This is a genomic window from Liquorilactobacillus cacaonum DSM 21116 (assembly GCF_001436735.1).
GTDB classification, from domain to species: Bacteria; Bacillota; Bacilli; order Lactobacillales; family Lactobacillaceae; genus Liquorilactobacillus; species Liquorilactobacillus cacaonum.
Genome location: NZ_AYZE01000010.1, coordinates 19,291 through 40,395 on the forward strand (window position 1 = coordinate 19,291; position 21,105 = coordinate 40,395).

Sequence of the window (21,105 nt, forward strand, 5' to 3'; positions counted from 1 at the left end):
TTTGAAAGTATCAGATGTTCGCACTCTTAATTTATCAGATTTAAAAATAAGAGATGCGGAAAACGGTTTAAAGAAAATTGAAGGGTATGCGCTAAAGTTCAATGAACCTAGCGAAGATTTGGGTGGCTTTGTAGAATATGTAACACCCGAAGCCTTATCAAACGTTTCTTTTGAAAATTTACTTTTGATTTATGCACATGATTACAATAATATTTTAGCGCGTGCTGATAGTGATACTCTTACAGTTCAAGTTGATAATGTAGGACTTCATTTTGAAGCAACGTTAGCAAATACAACACTTGCTAATGATGTTTACAACGACATTTTGGCAGGTAATTTAAAAGGGTGTTCTTTCGGATTTGTTATTTCTCCAGGTGGTGATGATTGGAGTGAAACTTCTGAGGGGATGCCCTTGCATATTATTACTAATATTCAATCTATTAGTGAACTAACTATTACGCCTATTCCTGCTTATACAGAAACAAGTGTAACGGTAACAAGAAGCTTAGACAAAATTAAGGAGCGTATGAAGATGACTGATGAGGAAAAAAAGAAAATGGAAGAAGAAAAGCGTGAAAAAGAGCGCTTAGAACGTGAAAAAGCTATTGAAGAAGAAAAACGTGCTGCAGAAAAAAAGAAGCAAGAAGAACGAGAATCAAAAGAAAAAGCAGAGGAAGAAAAGCGTGAGAAAAAAACGCAAGAAACCATCAAGCGTGAAATGGAAAAAATTAGGCAAGAATTTGCAGATAAAAACAAAGGTGGCGACGTAAAGTTGAGAGAATTGGGTAAGAAAGCAGATGAGCAAAAAAGAGATTTTCACAAAATGCTTGTTGCAGGTGAGATAAAACGTGATACAACATCAACAAATATGGTTCTATCAGATGGATCGGTACTTATTCCAGATACAATTCTTCCTGCTGAACATGAAGAACATCAATTTCCTAGGTTAGGAAACCTTGTAAGAAATGTACAGGTCAAGACGACCACAGGTAAGCTACCTATTTTTCAGACAAGTGATGATGTCTTAGAAAAACATGACGAGTTTGGTACTGGAAATAGAAAGAAAGTTCCAGATATCAAGCCTGTTCCTTGGGATTTGGGAAGCTTTTCTTCGACATTTGCATATTCCCAAGAGTTGCTTACGGATTCACAATACAATTGGGAAAGTGAACTTGGTGATCGCTTGATTGAACTACGCGACAACACGGATGATAGCTTAATCATTACAGCACTGACTGCTGGATTAACAGCAACTGTTTCAACAGATTTGATTGCAGATATTAAAAAAGCATTGAATTTAAATTTGAAGCCAGTAGATTCACAAAAAGCACAAATAGTTATGAGTCAGGCTGCCTTTGATGCAATTGATCAATTAAAGGATGACATGGGACGACCTTTAATTCAAATGGATTTGACAAAGGCATCAAATTATACTTTGCTAGGCAAACAATTAGTTGTTATTGCGGATACATTATTCCCAAGTGCAAAGGCAGGAGATGTAAATATTATTGTTTCTCCTCTTCAAAAGTCTGTAATTAAATTTAAAAATGCTGAAATCACAGGCAAGTTTATTGATTCCTATGATGTGTTTTATCGCTTACTTGGTATTTTTGTTCGAGAAGATGTTGTGCAAGCTCGTAAGGATCTTATTCAGTGGATTACAAAAACAGCAGCTTAATTAGTGCTGGTAGTAGAGTTCTAAGCCTACTCTAAAACTTAAGTAATACAATCGCTAACGAAATAAACAATAAGGTAAGCCCTGGCGGTTGTTCGGAGGTGATTGAGATTGTAAATGAACTTCTTTCCGAATTAAATTTAGATATTAATGATGCCAATACCGATTTGATTAATACACTAGTCACCGATGCTCAAATAATTACGCTTTCTGCCGTAAATTCAACAAAAAAGATTGAAGACTATGCTGATAATCAAATTTTTCAAAGGGCTGTTAAAACTTTAGCAACTCAACTTTTCTATGATCGTACGCTTGCAAATGGTACTGCAACTGGATATAGAATGATGGTTACTCAGTTACAAGCTCAAGAAGAAATTGCGGAGGATGATGCTCAGTGAAAACTTATCAGCCTTATCAACTTACAAAAAATTGTGAGTTAGGAACAATTAAGAGTACAACAAATAAATTTACAGGTGTTTCATTGCCAGGAGGGTTTGTTAAAACAAAAACAGCCCATTATGTGCCGTTAAAGCGTACCAAAGCACAAAAATATAGTTTATTGGGAACAACTCTAGAACATACTATTGAAATCGTGATACAGCATCAAGACTTGACTGATATTGATGTCGCACATATAAATGGTGCTGATTACGATATTATTGACAATAGTCCGGATGATTCAAGTGAATATATAACATATGACATTCTAACTTTGAAGAAGATTGAAAAAGTTGGTGGTAAGAGTGGCTAGAAAGAACGAATTAGACATTAATCAAACTGATTTTGCAGTTGCTTTAAATGAGTGGTTTGAGGATGTCAAAAAGTTAGCTGATATATCAATTGCAGATCAACTATTGATTACTAGTGCAGGAGCGGAGGTTTATAAAGAAGCTCTTGAGGAAGTAACTAATAGAAAACATAGAACTCACTATAATCGAAAAGTATACGGCCATATGGCTGATAGTATTCTGCTGGCAAAGAAAAATCCCGATGGTCAAAGAGACGGGACTTGTACTGTTGGTTTTGACCAGTATCATGCATTAAATGCCTGGCATCTTAATGATGGAACTAAATTTATCGCAGGAGACCATTTCATAACCAATACACAAGAAAATACTGCTAAAACTGTTCTTCTTGCAGAAAAAGCTGCATATACAGCACTGATTGCTAAAAGAGGTGGCAGCTTATGAGTAGTTTAGATGATGCCAAAAATTTGGTGAGTACACTTGATCAGATAGAAGAGACATTTACGAGAAATATTCCTAAAGAGGTTAAGGGCAATACTGATACTACAGTTGCTCTAATTACTGCAGTCAGAACTGATCCAACTGATTTAGGAAACAATGACTATTTTTCTATCGAGAGACAAATAGAGCTGCAAATATTTTACAGTTTGAATGTTGATTACGATCCGGAAGATTTAGAAAATAAAATAATGAAATTATTTAAAGATTCATTTTGGAATATTATTCAGCCAGGAGTTTTAAATACTGATCCGGATACATTCCAATTATATGAGTCTTTTTATTTGTCAAAAAAATATGATTCATGAAAAGGAGAACTAAAAAATGGCAATTGTAGGTTTAAAAACAACTTATGTATTTCTTGTAGATCCAGATACTCACAAGTTAATTTCAGGTACAGACAAAGGTTTATCAGAATCAGGAGTTTTACAAATTGGCAAGAAGTTTTGGGGCTCAAGTCAAGCAAATATTACAAATCTAGAGGGATCAATGCAACCAGTAAATGGTGATAACGAAGTACAAGAGTATTACCAAAATCCTTCAAGCCCATCAGTAGCATGGACAGTTAATAATCTTGACTTAGACACACAGAATAAATTATTAGGTTATGTTAAAGATGGATTAGGCTATGTGAAAGCAGATGTTAAGCCTCACCTTGGTCTTGTAGTTGTATCTGAAACTTTAGATAGAGCTAATAGAATTTACTATGCCTTTCCAGAAGGGGTATTATCAAGAACATCGCAGAATATTGGTACAGATACCGATACAGCTCAAACACGTGAAGCTGATCAAACAACTTATAATGCTATGGATTCAGATTTAATAGGTGGTAAAAATTTCAAGTTGTATAGCTCGGCTGTTGATTCGTTCACTGAAGATGCAATGTTTGCTGAAATAGCTGATGGATACACTGATCCAAATGCCGTTTCAGTTACCGGAGTTTCTTTAACTAAGACAACTCTTAGTGGAAAAGCTGGGGATAGTGGTTCATTAGTTGCGACAGTAGTACCTGCAAATGCTACTAATAAAGCAATTTCATTTACAAGTTCCGATTCAACAGTTGCAACGATTGACAGTGATGGGAATTACAATCTTGTCAAAGCTGGTACTGCAACCTTTACAGTTACAACAAATGACGGGAATAAGACTGCAACTTGTTCAGTAACAGTTTCAGCAGCTTAAATAATAAGAATTTGAGAGGGTAGGAAAATATGGAACAAATTTATATCAAGCAATTAAAAAAGAAGTTCAATGTTGTAACTTCAAACAAAGTTATTAAGTTAACTTATAGAACCCAGCTTGCTATGGCCCACGCTGGAGATACGGATGAAAAAACTTCGACAGAACGAATTGAAGCAAGTTTAAAAATGACTGAGATGGGTACAGACTACCTCCGGGATGTTTTGAAACTATCTGATAGTCAATATGAAAAAATTGATGATTTAGATATTGATGAAACAGTGGAACTTGTTAATTACGTGATTATGCGAGTTACTGGTTTAACTGACGAAGAAATTGAAAAGTATTATAAGGGTGCAGACGAAAAAAAATAAGTATTGGCGAACAGATTTTCAATCTTGAAAATAAGTTGGTCAATTTTAAATTATCTGAAAAACAAGCACTGTTAGATTTACACATATTGCCTTCGGATTTTGAAAAAGAAGATTTCTTCGAGATGCAAGAAATACTTGCGGTTACGAAAGAAGACTTGAGACAAGATCCCATGGAATTATTTAAGAAAATGCAGAAGCAGCTCCCCTGAAGGGAGTTGCTTTTTTTATACATAAAAATAAAAAGGAGTAGTTAAAATGGCAGATAGAAAAATATCAGCAACGATGAGTACGCAGATTGCGTTAGACTTGGTTTCTGCATCAAAATCAGTTAAGTCTATGACGAATCTTGTTAATACGGCTACAAATGCATGGAAAGCACAAGAAGCTGAACTGAAAAGCACTGGAGATTATTTAAAGGCTGCACAGACAAGATATGATGGTTTAGGTGAAGCCATTACACGACAGCAAGCAAAGATAGAGGGCTTGAAAGAAAAGCAAAGTCAACTTAAAGGAAATACTGTAGAAACTGCAAATCAATATTTAAAGTATCAACAAAACATTGATAAAGCTACAACTCAATTAGCACATATGCAGGCGCAACAAAGTAGGGCTAGTGATGCAATTGAAAAACAAAAGTTAGGACTTTATGATCTAAACAAACAAGTAGAGTTATCATCTAAGAACACAGATAGTTATAGTCGTATTTTGGAAGCACAGGGAGCAAAATTTCAAGCTCAAAAGGCTAAACTAACTGGATTAACTGAAACTCATAGCAAAATGAGTAATCAAATTAAAGCGGAACAGCAATTGCTTAGCCATTTGGGTAGTGAGTATGGTCAAACATCCAGTCAGTACCAAACACAGGCTGCAAAGGTTAATGAATTGACTGCTAAGTATAAAGAAAACGAAGCAGAGGTCAAAACATTAAATCGAACAGTTGGCGGATATTCAGACAAAATGCTAAAGATTAAAGATGTTTCTGCGAACGCTACAGCAAGTTTAAAAAAAGGATGGGAGAATGTAAGGAGTGCTGCATTGGCTTCCACGGTTGTAGTTGGTACTTTTACAGCAGCATTAGTAAGCGGAGCAAAAAAGGCATCAACATTGCAGAACTCTTATAAAGTCACATCTAACTTGTTAGTAACGGGTGGAGAAAAAGTTGCAGAGGTTACAAAAAATGTGGCAAAGATGCAATCCGATGGGCAGAAATACTCTGTTGCATATGGAAAATCACAATCAGCGATAGCCGAGCAATATCAAGAGTTAGTTAAAAGAGGTTATTCTTCAGCAGAAGCCCTGGGAGCTATGAAAACAGAGCTTCAAGGTTCAGTTGCAAGTGGGGATGATTTTAACGATGTTGTTAAAGTGTCATCACAAGTTATTGATGCCTTTGGAGAACGTACTAACAATACAGCTAAAATGACCGCTAATACTAAAAAGACTGTTAATGAATTAGCTTATTCTGCTGATATGACCGCTACAGATTTTCAGTCATTAGGCAAAGGCATGGAGTACGTAGGAGATTCGGCTCATAGTGCAGGATTTAAGTTATCTGAGACCAGTGCAGCAATGGGTATTCTTTCAAACCATGGACTTGAAGCTGATAAAGCAGGTACTGGATTACGTAAAGTAGTAAATAGTATATCAGGGGCTTTAGAGGCACAAGAAGTAGCTCAAAAGGGTGTTGGTAAGGCCATTGAGGACTATAACGATAAAATTAGTAAACATCAACGTAAGATTAATGAGTTAACAGAAGATGTAAAAAAAGGAACAAAGACGCAGAAAGCAGCATCTTCAGCCATTCAGACCCAGAAAGATGATATTTCAGATCTAACTGAAAAGATTCAGCAAGCTAAACAATCGTCTGGTGGTACTTCAATTCTTAATAAGTTAGGCATTAAACGTTCAGAATTGGTAGACGCTAATGGTAACATGAGAGATTTATCCACTATCATGGCTGTGGTTAATCAAAAGACTAAAGATATGGGCACAGCACAAAAAAATGCGGTATTTAATAGTTTATTTGGAACTACTGGTCAGCAAGCGGGAATTATCTTAGCTCAGAATAACAAAGAGTTATCTGATTTAACTGATAAGGTGCAGAAAGCTGGAGAAAAAGGTACTTATGTGCAGACGTTAGCACAAAAAAATAGTGCTACAGCACAACAATCTATCAAGCGATTTAAGCAAGCATGGAGTGAACTAGAAATTATGTTTGGCGCTAAATTGCTGCCTTACATGACGGATGCTGCTAATAAGTTGTCTAAGCTTTTTGCGGATAAAGATTTTGTAAAGAGTCTTGAAAAAGATGCGGATAACGTTGGAGAATTTGCAAAGAATGTTTACCACCTAGGAATTTATGCTGGTGAACACTTAGATACAATAAAAACACTTGCAAAAGTTGTGGCCACGATATGGGCAATCGATAAAGTCAGAAAATTTGCACGTGCAACGGAAGATTTATTTGATTTAATAGGTATTGGAAAAAGTAAAATAATAGCAGAGACTGAACAGGTTCAGATTCAAACAAAAGCCTATCAAGAATTAGCAACTGCAAAGGGAGAAGCAGCTGCTGCAGGTGAAACTGGAGCCGTTTCTTCAACTGCTAGTGCAGCTTCAAGTGAAGTTAGTTCACTAAGTGGGACCGTATCAAAGGAAGCGTCAACGTTAGCGAAAGGGAGTAAATGGAATTTATTAGGATCTACAGTTGCCGGAAGAATAATAAACGGTGCGGGATTAGCCTTGACTGCGTGGGATGTAGGTAGCTCAATAACAAAAGCAGTAAATTCAAAAAGTGCCACTGCAAAGTATGCTGCTGCAGGAAAGACAACAGGAACTCTAATTGGCGGTGGAATTGGTGCAGTTTTCGGTGGTCCAGCGGGAGCAATGCTTGGCGCTACTATTGGTGATCAAATCGGTGGTAGCAAGACTGTATCAAATGCAATAGAAAAATTTGTCAAAAACTGGAATAAAAATATTGTTGGAGTAAATCTTAAAACTCCTAAACTATCAACAAAAAGTTCTCTAGATGCTTTAGAAAAAGCACAAAAGAAGTATTACGCAAACCATGCTAAACAAGTTTCTGCAGACAATGAGTTGTTGTATAAAGAGGGATACATTACAAAACAACAATATGATGCAAGGACCAAAGTAGTACAGCAGTACACTAAGAAAGAAAATACTATTAGTAGTATGAGTCACTCAAAGCAATTAAAATTAGCTAAACAGTATGCTACTGATAAACAAGAAGTAGATAAAAAGTACAATGCTCAACGTAGCAAACTCCTTACTAAATACGATAGAGATATTAGGTATCAAGAAGAATATAGTGGTAAGAATAGCGTTGCTACTAAGAAACTTATTGCAGAGAAGAAAAAAGCCCTGGATAAAATTCAAAATGCCCAGGATAAGGCTACATCTAAACTGACTCAGAAATATTCCACAGATACAACTACGACTTATCAGAAAAATCAAAACAAGATTACCTCTTTAATTGCATCTAGCTCAACTAAGCAAAAAACACTTCTACAAAAATTGGCTAATGATAGCAAAAATATCAATGCTAATAATGCTAAGAGTTCAATAGCTTCAGCAACTAAGGAATATAATGAAGTAACTAGTCTTGCCAATAAAAAGTACAAGAAAATTAAAGATTTAGCTGATAAACAATATGACGCAGTTAAGAGTAGTGCCGAGAAACAGCAAAAGTCAGCTATTGATAATGCAACTAAACAATATAATGAAACCTTAAAAGCTTCTGAGAGACAGTTTAAGGGCAATTCCACCTATGCGGTACAACAGAGACAGAAGATAGCAGCAGAAGCAAGTAAGCAATATGAGGATACTGTAGATAGTGCTAACAAACAGTACAGTGAGACTGTATCTCACGCAAAGAAACAACATGATGGAACAGTTAGCAGTGCTGAAAAGCAACGAGTAGAGACAGTTGACAAAGCTGATGCACAAAAAACAAAAGTAGTTGAAAGTGCAAGTGCACAATCAAAAGGCGTTTTAGGCCATGCGGTGTCTCAAGCAAATGGTTCCATGGAAGCTCAGTCCAAACAAGGAAAAGGAACAATGAGTATTTGGACTGCTATTTCAAAGTGGTGGAATGGACTTGCAAAAGATTTCGGTGTTGAGACTATAAAAAGTGATAAAGGCGACTTTAGTTATTCAGCAATGAGTATGCCGGCATATGCTACTGGTGTAGGAGCGATTAATAGGAATCAAATGGCCTTGGTTGGTGAGGCAGGCGCAGAACTTGCGTATAAACCTTATTCAGGAACTGCAAGAATTTTAGGAGCAAAGGGCGCAGAAGTAACTCAACTTCAAAAAGGTGAAATGATTCTTAATGCTGCCGATACAAAAAAAGTAATGTCTGGAGCGTATGCAGGAGTATTACCGGCATATGCAAATGGTTCTTCTTCGCTTCTTAATTTTATTAACAATGTAAAAAATGGTGCTGAAAGTATTTGGGATAACGTTAGTGATAAAGCGTTGGATCTATTAGATACAATTAAAAATCCAACACAATTTCTTGAAAATATTGCAAGCAAAGCATTTAATTTAACCAGTATTCCTAATGTAGGTAGTACCGCTCAAAGTTTTAGTGCTGGTATTACAAAAAAAGGAATTGAAGCAGTAGGGAGTGTATTGCAGAAGCTAATTGACAATGAAGCTGGTTCTGCAAATCCTTCTGGTTCAGGAGTTAAAAGATGGACCAATGATGTTAAGATTGCTCTCAAGAAAGTTGGACTTCCCTCTACAGATGCATATGTAAATGCATGGTTAAAACAGATTGAAACTGAGTCTAGTGGCAATCCTAAAGCAATTCAAGGAAATATTGGAGATATTAATAATAAAACTGGTGACTTGGCCAAAGGACTTTTGCAAACAATTTCGACTACCTTCAATGCTTACAAGTTAGCAGGGCACAGTGACATATTTAATGGATATGATAATATGTTAGCTGCTATGCGTTATGCTAAAAGTCGGTATGGTTCTAAGATGTTAAGCGTAATTGGGCGTGGGCATGGGTATGAAAAAGGTGGAATTATCTCACAACATGGAATATATGAAATTGCAGAGAAAAATAAACCTGAAATGGTACTTCCACTCACTGATCAATCTAGAGCTTCACAATTGTTAGATTCAATTGGTGCCAGCTACAATTCTGAAAAATCACGTAGTACAGACGTTAATAGTAATGAAGATGTTAAAGAGTTATCGTCTAAGCTTGATACACTCACATCAATGTTCGGAACATTACTAACCTTGGTTGGTGAGAACGTTAAAGCTACAAAAGCAAATATGAACAAAAATGATTTATATAAGCAAATGGCTAAAGATATGGGATTAGCTTCATATCAAGCTAAATAAATTGAAGAAGGGGAGACTAAAGAGGTCTCTCCTTTTTTATTACATATAAAATTGCAAAGGAGATAGTTGAGTATGCCAACAATGTGGATAAAAAGAGGAGATGAAGAGGAGTTTGATGCTGGAACTATTACTAGTGGATTAAAATTTCTAGGAGCAGACACTAATCCGGTTTTAGCGAATAACTATCTCAGTGATACTCAAGCAGATGGCTCTATTTTTAGTTATTCTCAATATCAAAAGAGTGTAGTTAATGCTAGATTTTGGTTGCATTTTCAAGATTATACCTCTTATAAACTAGCTAAACACGATATTTTTAAAGTACTAGGAGCTAAAGGAATAATCAGGATCAGAACAAATTCAGAGCCAGCTCAATGCATGTATGTAAGGAGTACAGTTTTTGAGATTAGTCCTACAGAGGACTTTAGTCATAATGCCTTATTTACAGTGCCTTTTGAAAATCCATCAGGATATAAATATAGCCTTGTTAATTCAGATGTATTAAAGACTTATTCTACTGGCGTTTGGGCTAATTACGGGCAAAATTTACCATACAATGAAGATACTCAATATACTTTTACTAAGCAGAATAATTTCAGAGTCTATAATGCTTCGGATATTGCGATTGATCCTTATTTCCAACACCATGAGTTATCGATCATAATTAAGCATAAGGGAACAGGTTTCACCATAACAAATAAGACAAATGGAACTAGTTATACTTATTTTGGAACTATGAGTAGTTCAGATATCTTAGTGTTGCAAGGACTATCGACTTATAAAAATGGAACGATTGATTCAAATAATTCAGATTACGGATATCTAAAACTTGAGACAGGGTGGAATGACATTAAAGTGACAGGCGCTACAGATGCAACTATCACTTTTTCATTTCCATTTGTTTACATTGCATAGGGGGGAGAACAAAGGGTGATAAATTCAAAATATATTTATGTAGAGAATAATGAAGTGTATACATCACTAAACGCTGCTAGTTGGACCAAATTTCAAGAGTTGAATAAAACAGTAATTTCTATTGATTACTTTAAAAATCAATTTTATTTAATTCTAGCAGATGGATTATATGTTTCAGATGATTTAAAAGTATTTTCATTGATTAAGAGAGATTACATTCAGGGTTATCTTTTTCATGATGACAATAATTTATACGTTGTCCAGGACAATAAGATATTTAATATTCAAACTGGCGTAGAAAATATTGTAAGTTTTAAGATTGATTCTATTGAATACATTCAAACATATTTTTATGCCACAGTTGGAAATTTAATTTATAAAAGCAATGATCTAAAGAATTTTTACTTGGTTAAGACTAATTTTGATGCTGATATGTCCAATCTAAGGTTACTTTCAGACATGAATAGGGTAATTGTCTACTTTAAAGATTCTAACAACGTGATATACAGTCGTGAATGTATCAATACTGCCAACTTAGCTTACTGGAATGCTACTACTAAAATTTCAAATAACGACTTAAGTTTAATTAATGGAAAATTTATGTACAATGACCAGGCATATTCTGAAACGCTTATTTACTCTAATGATAGAAACTTTGATAAAGTAGTAAAGGTTAAAGCAAATGGGCAAGATAAGGTAGAAGCTATTACAAGTATTGTACCTTCAAGCTTTGAAGTTCGATGGGAGAAGAATTCAACCTATCAGCTTCAATTTACAGCGTATGATGATGGTTCGCTAGCTTTCTCATTAATATCTACAGAAGCGGAGATAATTTTCAATGGTCAGTCATTCATAGTTAAGGATTGTGAACCAGATTATACAGGTGGGGTTGCGACAGTCCAAGTTACAGCTACCCACATTTATAATGAGATATCAAGAATCCGGCAGTATTCAATTAAATCAGGAACTTTAACTTACTCGGTGCAAGATGTGCTGAGTTTTTATTTGGATAATAATTCAGATAACTCATTAGGTTTCACCTATAAAGTTTATGGTGACTTTGACAAAAAACAGATTACTGATTTAGGCAATAATTCAGGTAGTGACATGCTTTCTCAAATACTTTCTAGTTGGTCAACAGCAGTAATTTTTCCTAATAACAAATGTATTGGAGTTTATACTACTGATGCTTTTACTAAGAATTTCGGTGGAAGAATTGATTATGCTAATAACTCAATGGAAATAAAAATGACAGTTGATTCAACAAACATTGTGAATAGAGTTAAATGTATCGGTGCTGAAAAAGATACCACAGATGACAGCTCAGATACAGCTAACGATACTGTAACTTACTACTTTGATCCTTTTTTTGTACAAGATGACGACTCAGTTAAAACATGGGGAGTTCATTTAGGTGAAGATGTTTCAGATGATAGGTTTAAAGATGTTGACAGCATGAAAGCTTATGCTCTAACACAATTAACACCAGAGCCAAGTATATCTATTGATGTAACTTATTCAGGAAATGAAATGCCAATTGCAGGAGAACAAAAAAGGGTTGAGATAAAGAATGCTAATTTCGTAAGTTTTGTGAGTGTCATTGGTTATACCTGGTATCCATTTGACACAACGCAAGATACTGATTTAGAGTTTGAAAACTTAACAGCTACCATTTTAAATAGCCAATCCAATTTGAATAACAGGCTTAAATTAGTTCAGCGACTAGCTCAACAAGCTTTAAATAAAGCTAATTCAACGACAACAAACTATATTTCACAAACAGACCCTTCAGCTAATAACACCGTCTCTACTGGTGATATTTGGACGAGGGTAATTGATTCAACAACAGAAGAAGGTGATAGCTAAATGGCAGATACAAGTATTTATACAGACCCTACTAGCATGGATAAAGCCAATGTTCAATTAAGTATTTGGAATGGTACTAAATGGGTAGAGCTAAGTAATGGATATACCATTAATCAGATTAATACAAATATTCATGAGGTGGCTGATAAAGTAGCAGAAGCTCAACAAGGTATTACACAAGCTACAACAGATGCTCAGAATGCAGTAGATACAGCCAATACAGCTATCACTCAATCTACTGCTAATTCCCAAGATATTACAACAGTTAAAGCGGATATAACCAAAGCTCAATCTGATATTTCTACAGTTTCAAATGATTTAGATACAACTAAGACTAATCTCCAAACTGTATCAGATGAAGCTACTAAAAATGGCAGTGATATTAAGGATATTCAAACAGATACCACAAGTATTAAGTCCACTTTGGCTAATACTCAGGGTGATGTAACTCGGTTGCAACAAACAGCCACTACTATGCAATCAGATATTAAAGACAATGCTGATAATATATCTTCAGTAACTCAGACTGCTTCAGGGTTATCTACAGATATGAAGAATGCTCAAGGAGATATCACAACTCTAAAGAGTACCGCAACAGGGTTGAGTACAACAGTAGCTAGTGTACAAACTCAGGTTAATAATAGTGCGGTGGGGACTAACTTGTTTATTAATACAGGGGATGGTTCCTCTACTTACCCTTATGTGTCACTGCCAAGCTCTCAAGTTAGCGTGAATGGAATTATTAACTCTGATAATACAGGTATTATTAAAATAACTGCTCCTAGCAATAATGAATTTTATTTTAGATTTAGCTACCCAGGTACATCAACAAATAAAATGTATAACTTAATTGCTGGTGAAACCTATACTATTTCAGGGTATGCCAATCTTACAGATGGGCAGTTAAAATTTAGAGCGCAGACTGTGAATGGATCTGGAGGGTGGAATGATTTTGCAGGAAGTCAGTCTAGTGATTTAGGCGTTACAGATAGTGATGGAACAACATTTACAAAATTTAGTTATACATTTACTATTCCTAGTGTGGCAACTGGTATTTACCTTTCTTTACAAGCTTATAATTTTACAGACGGGAAATCTATTTTAAGTTTTAAACAAATGAAATTGGAAAAAGGCTCTAACGCTACTGATTATTCAGCCAATCCAGCTGATAATGCTACAGTAACTAGTGTTTCTCAGGTTAAGCAAGAAGCTGATTCTATCAGTTCAACAGTTACTAACAATAAGACTTCAAGTGATTCTCAATTTAGTACGATTAATCAGACTATTTCAGGTATTCAATCAACGGTATCTAACAAGGCTGATAACAGTACAGTTACGCAACTAGCTACCCTAGTTAATTCAAAGGTGAATAGCTCAGATTATAACTCAGAGATTACTCAACTAGCTTCAGACATTAATCTAAGAGTTGAAACAAGTGATTTACTTTCTCAGATTAATCAGCAAGCCGGTGGAAATACTTTAATTCAAGTTGCTTCAGGAAAAGGTAAGTTATACCTTGATTCTAGTACGGTTGTATTCTCAGGAAATGCTTTTATTCCCTCAGCTAATATTGCTTCTATTTCAGCTGATAAGATTACTACAGGTACTATGACAGCAGGAGCTATTAACTTAGGAAATGGAACATTTAAAGTTGATACTTCAGGTAACTTGACAGCTAATAACGCTAACCTTACAGGAAATTTAACTAGTGGTAGCAGTTCAGACTTCAATTATGAGGTAAGTGGTGATGGAATTCTATTTCGATATGGAACTAACGCCTTTGCAAAACTTGAAGGACTTGCCTTAAATAATTGGAATTATGCATCGTTGGCAAGTGATGCTGTAACGTTAGGTAGGTCAATTCCTTCAGAAGTTGTAAGCGGAAAAGTTTCTTATATTTCAACATCTACATTGGATGGAGTAACTTTGAACCGAGTAAATGGCTATGACAACAATGCTGAAAGCACAATAACAGTTGGTAGTACACCAGCTTCAGGAAGTGATGTCATAAAATTGACAACATTGAATGGTACTAAGAGTGCTGAGTCCTCAATAGAAGTCTATGGTTATGATGCTAAAAACAATAAGGATACAGAGTATATCGAGCTAATATCTATTGATTCAAGTTCTAATAGCTCATATATCAATATCGCACCCACTGAGATAGTGTTAAATACACCTAAGAGTGACCTCGTAATTGATAATAGTATTTACAAGGCTGTCACTCTTTCAACCAGTGAACCTAATGGTATTCAACTATCTACTTCAGTTGGATATATCACGATTGATTCAAAAACTGAGTTAGATTTAACTGCTAAAACCAATATTAATGTTTCAAGTACAAGTGGGAATGTTAATTTTAACTCTCCAAGTGGTACTAACGTTACTTTCCAACCTAATGGAGGTGGAGGAGTTGTCTTTGGGGCTTTAGCTAACTTCACTAAAAACGCTATTGTAGGTGCAGACCAAAGTGGAGACCAGATTTGGGTACGTGGTGCAGGAAACTTCAATGGTAAGGTTAGTTGTCAATCACTAACACAAACTTCTTTACTTTCTAAGAAGACTAATATTACTAAATTAAATATTCAAGATGTAATTAATGCTATTAACTCAACAGAAATATATGAGTATTCCTTTAAACGTGATTTAGAACAAGGAGTTAATAAGAGATATGCTTCATATATCATTGATGATGTTAATGATGTGGCTCAATATAAAGAACCAAGTGAATTTCTTTCAGATGATAAACAAGGGCGTGATGATGGTACTCAGTTAGCATATTTAACTCTAATGGTACAAGAAATGTATAAAGAGATTCAAGAATTGAAGAATAAATAACTAGTAATCACCTTTAGACATGAGTGGTTATTTTTTATACTCAAAATTCACGTAGTATACACGTTAATAGTAGTAGAGACAAGAAAAGGAGAGAAATAAATGCAAATAGAGATTCAGGTGTTAATTGATAAATTTTCACAGAAATTAGCTCAGGCGGAGGCTAAAAATGTACTTTTAGAAGCTCAAGTAGAAGCTTTGCAAGCTGAAAAAGAAGACAAAGGAGAAGATAAATAATGGAATTAAATGTAACTAAAATATCATATGATTTAGATTCAAATTCAGCAACTACAGATATCCCCGTAGAGTTAGGTGGGAATGATTCAACAACAGGTCAATATGTTTCAGCAAGATTAATCATTAAAGCTGAGGATTTAGATACAGGGAAGACATTAGATGACTTAACCAAGGCTGATATCGTAACCATTGCTAAAGCTAAGTTAGTTAAAGAGGTTACACCATCTACAACAACAGCTTAAGGAGAGTGATTTAAATGGCAAATTTTAATAATCCTCCAGTACTGGATTTAAAATACGAACCGGATAATATAGCGGGAGCTGAAAGCTACAAGCAGAAAAATGACAATATCTATTTATTAAGAAATTATGGGACATCAATAGGCACATGGGTCGCTGGAGTCTTAGATGGTTTCCAATTACAGTTTGACACGATGATTCAGAACGCTCAGGCAGTAGATGAAGTTGTAGATGCAAGAATTGATGTTAATAAAACAGTATTTCCAACTCTTAAAGCTAGATTAGATGATCAGCAAGAGAAATCTGCAACAGTTGTTCAAACTGGTAACTATTCGGACGCGGTATGTGACTTAGTAATAACAGATCTAGAAGCTGATAGTCCAACGAACACAGCAAATTTAAGTTATGACTTAATATCAGTTGTTGATGATCCTCCTGCTTCTGCACATGGTTATGCAGCATGTAAGTCGGCGTCGATAACAATAGATTAAGAGGTGAGATTATGAACCCAGAGAGCAAATTAACCATTACAGATAGTGATGGCGATGTTGTCCAAACATTCCCTGAAACTGACATGTACTCAGTGATCGGATTGTTGGATGAACTTGCAACTATAAAGAAAGATATTGAAAAATTGAAAACAAAAACGGGGGTTAAATAATGGCAAATATCGCAAATGTGAAAGACAAAAATAAAAATATTATCTATCCATATACTGATTGGTCTGCAGTTCAAAATAAGCCCACAAATTTGGCAACAACAGATGATTTACCAACTTTAGGAGAGTGGACTACTTCGGGTATTACGTTTAGTAATGGTGGATATCCATGGGCTGGTACTTCAACAGGTGGTTCAGACGACCACAATTGTGCTTATAGAATTGCGGACTACGGAAGTTTTAAACATGTTGAGGTGCGCTGCGTGTTTGGTGCTACATCAGCATTTTCTGCTACAACAAAAGTAATCAATTTGCCTTCAACAATAACTCCAGATTGGGATTTAAATAGTTGGTTTCCAACAAGTGATAGTAATGCAACAGTACAGTTTTCTGCAAATTCTATCAGCTTATGTCCTAAGGCGGGCGCTTCCACATCAGCCAATTATATGTATTCACTGATGCTTGAATATTACACAACAGCTTAAACTAGGAGTGTTTAATGAATGGATAACAGAGATGGAATTAACGTAACTGAGACTCTAATGGACATAAAGGAGAGATTAGCACGTATTGAGAGTAATACTTCAGGATTAAACAATACAGATGCAAAGGCTGATAAAGCTCTAGCTAAAAGTGTTGAAAATGAGCACGATATAGCTAAACTAACTAGTCTCTTATATTGGCTTTATGGGCTTTTTATTGGCACAGGAATAATTGGAATAGGTGTATATATCATAGAAAAGTTTTTATAGGAGGAAAAATAATGCAAAGTTTAAAAAAGATGTTAGCTGCAAATGTTAATAAACCATCATTTTGGATTCAAGTGGGTTCAATGTTAATTGTGCTTTTCGTGTTGATTGCAAAATATGGGTTCCATGTGATTTTTAGCCAATCAGATGTGATCATTATTGGACTTTTACTGAGTTCTGTACTTGGTTTCATTGGTAGCTTTACTGGAAACAAAGCTCTAACTGAGGCATCAAAATCAGTTGATACGAGCGGAATAGAGAAGAAGATTGATGAAATTAGCGCAGTAGTAGACAAACTGAAAGGAAATAAAAGTGACTCAAAAGCTAATTCATTAGGTATTATTCTTGATGAAGATGGAAACATTGTTGGAACAAAAAAATAGGAGGTAACTATGAAACTCAAAAATAAAATACTGTTAGGAGTAATTTCACTGATTGCTCCTTTTTTTATTGCATTAAATGCTAATGCTGCCCGAACAGATATGGTTGATGTATCATCTAACAATCCAATGCTTTCACAATCTGATCTGGTAAACATGAGAAATAACTATGGTGTTAAGGCTGTTACAGTCAAGACTTCGGAGGGTAGCACATATGCTTGGAGTGGTGCTAAAGATGCAATTCAAAATGCGACTAATGCAGGTTTATATACAAACGGGTACCATTTTGCAAGGTTTGGTACTTTGGCTAAAGCACAATCAGAAGCTAATTGGGCGGTTCAGAATGCTAAAGCTGATGGTTTGGGCGTTGGTTCTGTATTAGTTGTTGATGTTGAAGCTAGTATATTCAAGCAGAACTCAATAGCAGTCAATGATGCCAATATTGCAGCATTTAACGCAATCGTGCAAGCAGCTGGGTATCGCACTGATATTTATGCCTCTGCTAGCTGGCTTGGCGTTTATCTAACCGTACCTGCTGGAAGTGGTTGGATTGCAGCATATCCAAATACTGTGACGACAGATAGATATACAAATTACAACGGATGGCAATTTAGTTCTAAAGTACAGCTTAGTGGTATAAGCGGTCATTTCGATATGACGCAGCTCTATACTAATTACTACACTGCTGGTACCGATAAGAACGCTGTGATTAGTGATTCAGCCACAACTAACGTTACTAAAGTTACCAAGAAAACGACTAAGACAGGCGTTGCAGTAGACGGAGTATGGATTGTTAATAATTCGAGGGCATCAACTGAGACTACATTAGCACTCCAAAAAATCTACAACATGAAGTGGCAAGACGGTAGAATCAGTAAGCCATCTGCTTTGATAAAGATACTCCAAAAGCATTTAGGTGTGACGCAAGACGGATACATGGGGCCAAAGACAATTAAATCCATGCAGAAGAAACTTGGCACACCTGTTGATGGTAAAATTTCAAGTGGATATTCTAATATGGTTGCTGCTATGCAGAAGAAGTTAAATGCAGGTACTAAACCATTTTAATGTTACAATGTCGAAAGGCACAGATATAAAATATCTAAGCCCACTTCCTTAATTGGAGGTGGGCTTATTTTTGTATAGATGAACTTTATGAGTTATACTATGTATCGTAGTAGTAATTATTCCCCTTTATAATTAGATATTCCACAAATTCGTTGTTACATATTACTGCTATAATTCCTACCTCTAATCGGGGTAGGCTTTTTTCACTATTTTACTCAACAAAAGTACAATAACAACTAATTGATTAATTCTCTTATTTTCTTTCTTTATAATTGATGTTTTGAACTATTGGAGTATAATACTGTTAGTTTAGTATTTCATTTCAAAAGGGTGAAAAAGATGGGGTTTGAGTATTATATGCCGGCATATCATGTTAATTCACCAGAAACAATACAAAAAATTCTTGATTCTTTTACAAACGGGGTAGGAGAATTGTATACAACCATAGAAGATGGGTATTGGGCTGGTAATGGTATGTATTTTTGGGACAACACTGGTAATGCTGATTATTGGGTTAGGCAACGGAAGCATAAAGGGCTAAGTTCGAAAGTTATGGGGACGAGTTTGTTAATTGATGAAGATTCTATTTTGGATTTGACTAATGAAAATGTGCTCAATTCTTTTGAACGCTTATGGCCAATGGTAGCTGAAAAATTGGGAGTAGATCAGGAATGTAGTCCAGGGAAAAAGGTTAATTCTATTTGTGAAGTATTTGAGAAAATAAAAATTGTAAAGTTATGTGGTTATTATCCTAAAAAAAAGGAGCATCCTTTTTTTGATAATAGTAGTACACCACAAATGACGATAAAAGCAAGAATAATTTTTTGTGTAAAAGATATTGATAGACTTAGTGGTGCAACTAATATAGAATAGTATTAAGGGGTTGAGTGATATGGAAGCAATTGAATTTGAAAAAGGCTTGCTTGACGCGTTGAATAAACTTGATGATAACGATGTAAAACGAATTCGAGAAAAAATTGGTGTTAACAGTGATTATGAGATAGACGAGGATGGTTTTACTCATTTGGTTGTTAAAAGTAAGAGCTTTGTAGAGGCGAATGATGTGGATATGTATAAAGAATCAGCACCTGAAATAAAGTTAGAAAATAAAAACAATCTTGTTGACGCAGTTGAGAATAATGACTACCAATTGGCGGCATAATAATAGGGTGATTTAGAGATGGAAGCAAAGAAAAGTGGGTTCAAATTTAGTAATCCTAAACTAGTGGAGTTAGAATATAGGACACTTGAGAATGAAACTTCAAATTATGATAAATTTGAAAAAATAGAAACAGAAACAAAAGTTTCTAGGCCAACTGAAAAAGAGAATGTGCAAAACGCTCATAGTAATAGAGCAGTAGTTGCTTTAACAGTAAAAATGGGGGACGAGGAAGAAAAAAAATATCCTTTCCATTTTTTAATAACAATGAAGGCCAATTTCTTTTGGGAAGAAAACTTTAGTGAGAAAATAATAGATAACTTGCTTAAGATAAATGCTCCAGCGTTACTATTTTCGTATATCAGGCCGATTATAGCTGAAATGACAGGCTATGGTTTTGAAACTCTCCATTTACCATTTATAGATTTTTCGAAATTAAAGAATGAAGATACAAAATAATTTTTTCAATGAACTGTTAATTTATTAACGGTTCATTTTTTGTTTACAATCCGAACATGAGTTCATATAATCTTTACGAGGTGATTATATGCTTAGCGCTAAAAAGCAAGCCGACATAATAAATGAACGTGCAGAAAAATATTTCATTCCCAATATTCGCGCTAGATATCAGATAAATATTGTAAATGACAGATTTGATAAGTGCTACAACTTTTTCTTCTTGAAGGGTAAACCTAATAATTTCACTAGATCGCTGCCCTTAAGAACATTGCAAGGTGAAGAGTATGATATTGAACACCTTGAAGCTATCTATCGCGAACTAAAAAAGCAGACAAACTTTACAATCAAGTTCATCTGCTTTAACGGTCAAAGGTGGCATAGTAATGATAGAGAAATAGGATAATATAATAGTAGATTCTAGAAAAATATGACAACATTGTTTAGTTGCAATTTAGTTGCAATGAATAGTACAAACAGTTGATATTGCAGCAATTAAAACCCCGATCACCGGTATTTTTGGTAAAACTACTAGCAGGAAGGTCTCAATGATTTAGGATTGAGGCTTTTTTGTTGTTTAGGAAAACTTTAGCGTAAAACTAAATAGATATTCCAATGTTCCGAAAAGATTCGTTTGATTATGCCAATCTAATTACTAGATCTATCAAAAGGGTTATTTGAATTTTTCGTTCTCT

24 protein-coding genes are annotated in these 21,105 nt (G+C 35.1%); all 24 read left to right on the plus strand.

The window, feature by feature from the left end:
• Position 1 precedes the first annotated feature (1 nt).
• The 24 genes from FC80_RS09350 (at position 2) to FC80_RS03405 (ending at position 20,816) form a co-directional block, all read left to right on the plus strand.
• A complete protein-coding gene (locus FC80_RS09350; RefSeq protein WP_083486916.1) occupies positions 2–1,678 on the plus strand; it encodes a phage major capsid protein in 1,677 nt (558 codons plus the stop codon).
• Positions 1,679–1,776: 98 nt separating this feature from the next.
• A complete protein-coding gene (locus FC80_RS03310) occupies positions 1,777–2,073 on the plus strand; it encodes a head-tail connector protein (RefSeq protein ID WP_057828727.1) in 297 nt (98 codons plus the stop codon).
• A complete protein-coding gene (locus tag FC80_RS03315; protein WP_057828728.1) occupies positions 2,070–2,426 on the plus strand; it encodes a phage head closure protein in 357 nt (118 codons plus the stop codon). Before FC80_RS03310 ends, FC80_RS03315 begins: the two co-directional genes overlap by 4 nt.
• Positions 2,419–2,865, plus strand: coding sequence for an HK97-gp10 family putative phage morphogenesis protein (locus FC80_RS03320; protein ID WP_235807230.1), 447 nt, complete (start codon positions 2,419–2,421; stop codon positions 2,863–2,865). The genes FC80_RS03315 and FC80_RS03320 overlap by 8 nt, the downstream gene beginning before the upstream one ends.
• Positions 2,862–3,227 carry a DUF806 family protein gene (locus FC80_RS03325; protein ID WP_057828729.1) on the plus strand — a complete coding sequence of 122 codons (366 nt, stop codon included), beginning with the start codon at positions 2,862–2,864 and terminating at the stop codon, positions 3,225–3,227. The genes FC80_RS03320 and FC80_RS03325 overlap by 4 nt, the downstream gene beginning before the upstream one ends.
• Positions 3,228–3,243: 16 nt before the next feature.
• Positions 3,244–4,101 carry a phage tail protein gene (locus tag FC80_RS03330; protein ID WP_057828730.1) on the plus strand — a complete coding sequence of 286 codons (858 nt, stop codon included), beginning with the start codon at positions 3,244–3,246 and terminating at the stop codon, positions 4,099–4,101.
• A 29-nt stretch (positions 4,102–4,130) separates the two neighbouring features.
• Entirely contained in the window at positions 4,131–4,472 is a 342-nt protein-coding gene (locus tag FC80_RS03335; RefSeq protein WP_057828731.1) for a phage tail tube assembly chaperone, read from the plus strand.
• A 35-nt stretch (positions 4,473–4,507) separates the two neighbouring features.
• Positions 4,508–4,681 carry a hypothetical protein gene (locus FC80_RS09475; protein ID WP_157055581.1) on the plus strand — a complete coding sequence of 58 codons (174 nt, stop codon included), beginning with the start codon at positions 4,508–4,510 and terminating at the stop codon, positions 4,679–4,681.
• 46 nt (positions 4,682–4,727) lie between these two features.
• A complete protein-coding gene (locus FC80_RS03340; protein ID WP_057828732.1) occupies positions 4,728–9,851 on the plus strand; it encodes a phage tail tape measure protein in 5,124 nt (1,707 codons plus the stop codon).
• A 72-nt stretch (positions 9,852–9,923) separates the two neighbouring features.
• Entirely contained in the window at positions 9,924–10,763 is an 840-nt protein-coding gene (locus FC80_RS03345) for a phage tail domain-containing protein (RefSeq protein ID WP_057828733.1), read from the plus strand.
• Between the two features lie 15 nt (positions 10,764–10,778).
• Positions 10,779–12,629 (plus strand): prophage endopeptidase tail family protein, encoded by a 1,851-nt coding sequence (locus tag FC80_RS03350; protein ID WP_057828734.1) that lies wholly within the window; start codon positions 10,779–10,781, stop codon positions 12,627–12,629.
• A complete protein-coding gene (locus FC80_RS03355) occupies positions 12,630–15,467 on the plus strand; it encodes a gp58-like family protein (protein ID WP_057828735.1) in 2,838 nt (945 codons plus the stop codon). It begins immediately after the preceding gene.
• Positions 15,468–15,566: 99 nt separating this feature from the next.
• Positions 15,567–15,701: a hypothetical protein gene (locus FC80_RS09700; protein ID WP_268872125.1), complete on the plus strand. Its 135-nt coding sequence runs from the start codon at positions 15,567–15,569 to the stop codon at positions 15,699–15,701.
• Entirely contained in the window at positions 15,701–15,943 is a 243-nt protein-coding gene (locus FC80_RS03360) for a hypothetical protein (protein ID WP_057828736.1), read from the plus strand. The genes FC80_RS09700 and FC80_RS03360 overlap by 1 nt, the downstream gene beginning before the upstream one ends.
• A 14-nt stretch (positions 15,944–15,957) precedes the next feature.
• On the plus strand, positions 15,958–16,431 hold the full coding sequence (locus FC80_RS03365; protein ID WP_057828737.1) for a hypothetical protein: 474 nt from the start codon (positions 15,958–15,960) through the stop codon (positions 16,429–16,431).
• 11 nt (positions 16,432–16,442) lie between these two features.
• Entirely contained in the window at positions 16,443–16,601 is a 159-nt protein-coding gene (locus FC80_RS09480; protein ID WP_157055582.1) for a hypothetical protein, read from the plus strand.
• Positions 16,601–17,083, plus strand: coding sequence for a hypothetical protein (locus tag FC80_RS03370; RefSeq protein WP_057828738.1), 483 nt, complete (start codon positions 16,601–16,603; stop codon positions 17,081–17,083). Before FC80_RS09480 ends, FC80_RS03370 begins: the two co-directional genes overlap by 1 nt.
• A gap of 18 nt (positions 17,084–17,101) precedes the next feature.
• A complete protein-coding gene (locus FC80_RS03375) occupies positions 17,102–17,350 on the plus strand; it encodes a hemolysin XhlA family protein (RefSeq protein ID WP_235807231.1) in 249 nt (82 codons plus the stop codon).
• An 11-nt stretch (positions 17,351–17,361) separates the two neighbouring features.
• Positions 17,362–17,730: a hypothetical protein gene (locus FC80_RS03380; protein ID WP_057828739.1), complete on the plus strand. Its 369-nt coding sequence runs from the start codon at positions 17,362–17,364 to the stop codon at positions 17,728–17,730.
• A 9-nt stretch (positions 17,731–17,739) separates the two neighbouring features.
• Entirely contained in the window at positions 17,740–18,795 is a 1,056-nt protein-coding gene (locus FC80_RS03385; protein WP_057828740.1) for a GH25 family lysozyme, read from the plus strand.
• Between the two features lie 339 nt (positions 18,796–19,134).
• Positions 19,135–19,668: a hypothetical protein gene (locus FC80_RS03390; protein ID WP_057828741.1), complete on the plus strand. Its 534-nt coding sequence runs from the start codon at positions 19,135–19,137 to the stop codon at positions 19,666–19,668.
• A 19-nt stretch (positions 19,669–19,687) separates the two neighbouring features.
• Positions 19,688–19,957 carry a hypothetical protein gene (locus FC80_RS03395; protein ID WP_057828742.1) on the plus strand — a complete coding sequence of 90 codons (270 nt, stop codon included), beginning with the start codon at positions 19,688–19,690 and terminating at the stop codon, positions 19,955–19,957.
• Positions 19,958–19,975: 18 nt separating this feature from the next.
• Complete coding sequence (locus tag FC80_RS03400; protein WP_057828743.1) at positions 19,976–20,413, plus strand: protein-export chaperone SecB; 438 nt, start codon at positions 19,976–19,978, stop codon at positions 20,411–20,413.
• 88 nt (positions 20,414–20,501) lie between these two features.
• The gene (locus tag FC80_RS03405; protein ID WP_057828744.1) at positions 20,502–20,816 is read left to right on the plus strand and encodes a hypothetical protein; all 315 of its coding nucleotides are present in this window, start codon (positions 20,502–20,504) and stop codon (positions 20,814–20,816) included.
• Positions 20,817–21,105: the final 289 nt, after the last annotated feature.

Coding starts and splice junctions, on each gene's coding strand:
- FC80_RS03325 (WP_057828729.1), top strand. CDS start 2,862: ATGAGTAGTTTAGATGATGCCAAAAATTTGGTGAGTACACTTGATCAG.
- FC80_RS03330 (WP_057828730.1), top strand. CDS start 3,244: ATGGCAATTGTAGGTTTAAAAACAACTTATGTATTTCTTGTAGATCCA.
- FC80_RS03335 (WP_057828731.1), top strand. CDS start 4,131: ATGGAACAAATTTATATCAAGCAATTAAAAAAGAAGTTCAATGTTGTA.
- FC80_RS03340 (WP_057828732.1), top strand. CDS start 4,728: ATGGCAGATAGAAAAATATCAGCAACGATGAGTACGCAGATTGCGTTA.
- FC80_RS03345 (WP_057828733.1), top strand. CDS start 9,924: ATGCCAACAATGTGGATAAAAAGAGGAGATGAAGAGGAGTTTGATGCT.
- FC80_RS03355 (WP_057828735.1), top strand. CDS start 12,630: ATGGCAGATACAAGTATTTATACAGACCCTACTAGCATGGATAAAGCC.
- FC80_RS09700 (WP_268872125.1), top strand. CDS start 15,567: ATGCAAATAGAGATTCAGGTGTTAATTGATAAATTTTCACAGAAATTA.
- FC80_RS03360 (WP_057828736.1), top strand. CDS start 15,701: ATGGAATTAAATGTAACTAAAATATCATATGATTTAGATTCAAATTCA.
- FC80_RS03365 (WP_057828737.1), top strand. CDS start 15,958: ATGGCAAATTTTAATAATCCTCCAGTACTGGATTTAAAATACGAACCG.
- FC80_RS09480 (WP_157055582.1), top strand. CDS start 16,443: ATGAACCCAGAGAGCAAATTAACCATTACAGATAGTGATGGCGATGTT.
- FC80_RS03370 (WP_057828738.1), top strand. CDS start 16,601: ATGGCAAATATCGCAAATGTGAAAGACAAAAATAAAAATATTATCTAT.
- FC80_RS03375 (WP_235807231.1), top strand. CDS start 17,102: ATGGATAACAGAGATGGAATTAACGTAACTGAGACTCTAATGGACATA.
- FC80_RS03380 (WP_057828739.1), top strand. CDS start 17,362: ATGCAAAGTTTAAAAAAGATGTTAGCTGCAAATGTTAATAAACCATCA.
- FC80_RS03385 (WP_057828740.1), top strand. CDS start 17,740: ATGAAACTCAAAAATAAAATACTGTTAGGAGTAATTTCACTGATTGCT.
- FC80_RS03390 (WP_057828741.1), top strand. CDS start 19,135: ATGGGGTTTGAGTATTATATGCCGGCATATCATGTTAATTCACCAGAA.
- FC80_RS03395 (WP_057828742.1), top strand. CDS start 19,688: ATGGAAGCAATTGAATTTGAAAAAGGCTTGCTTGACGCGTTGAATAAA.
- FC80_RS03400 (WP_057828743.1), top strand. CDS start 19,976: ATGGAAGCAAAGAAAAGTGGGTTCAAATTTAGTAATCCTAAACTAGTG.
- FC80_RS03405 (WP_057828744.1), top strand. CDS start 20,502: ATGCTTAGCGCTAAAAAGCAAGCCGACATAATAAATGAACGTGCAGAA.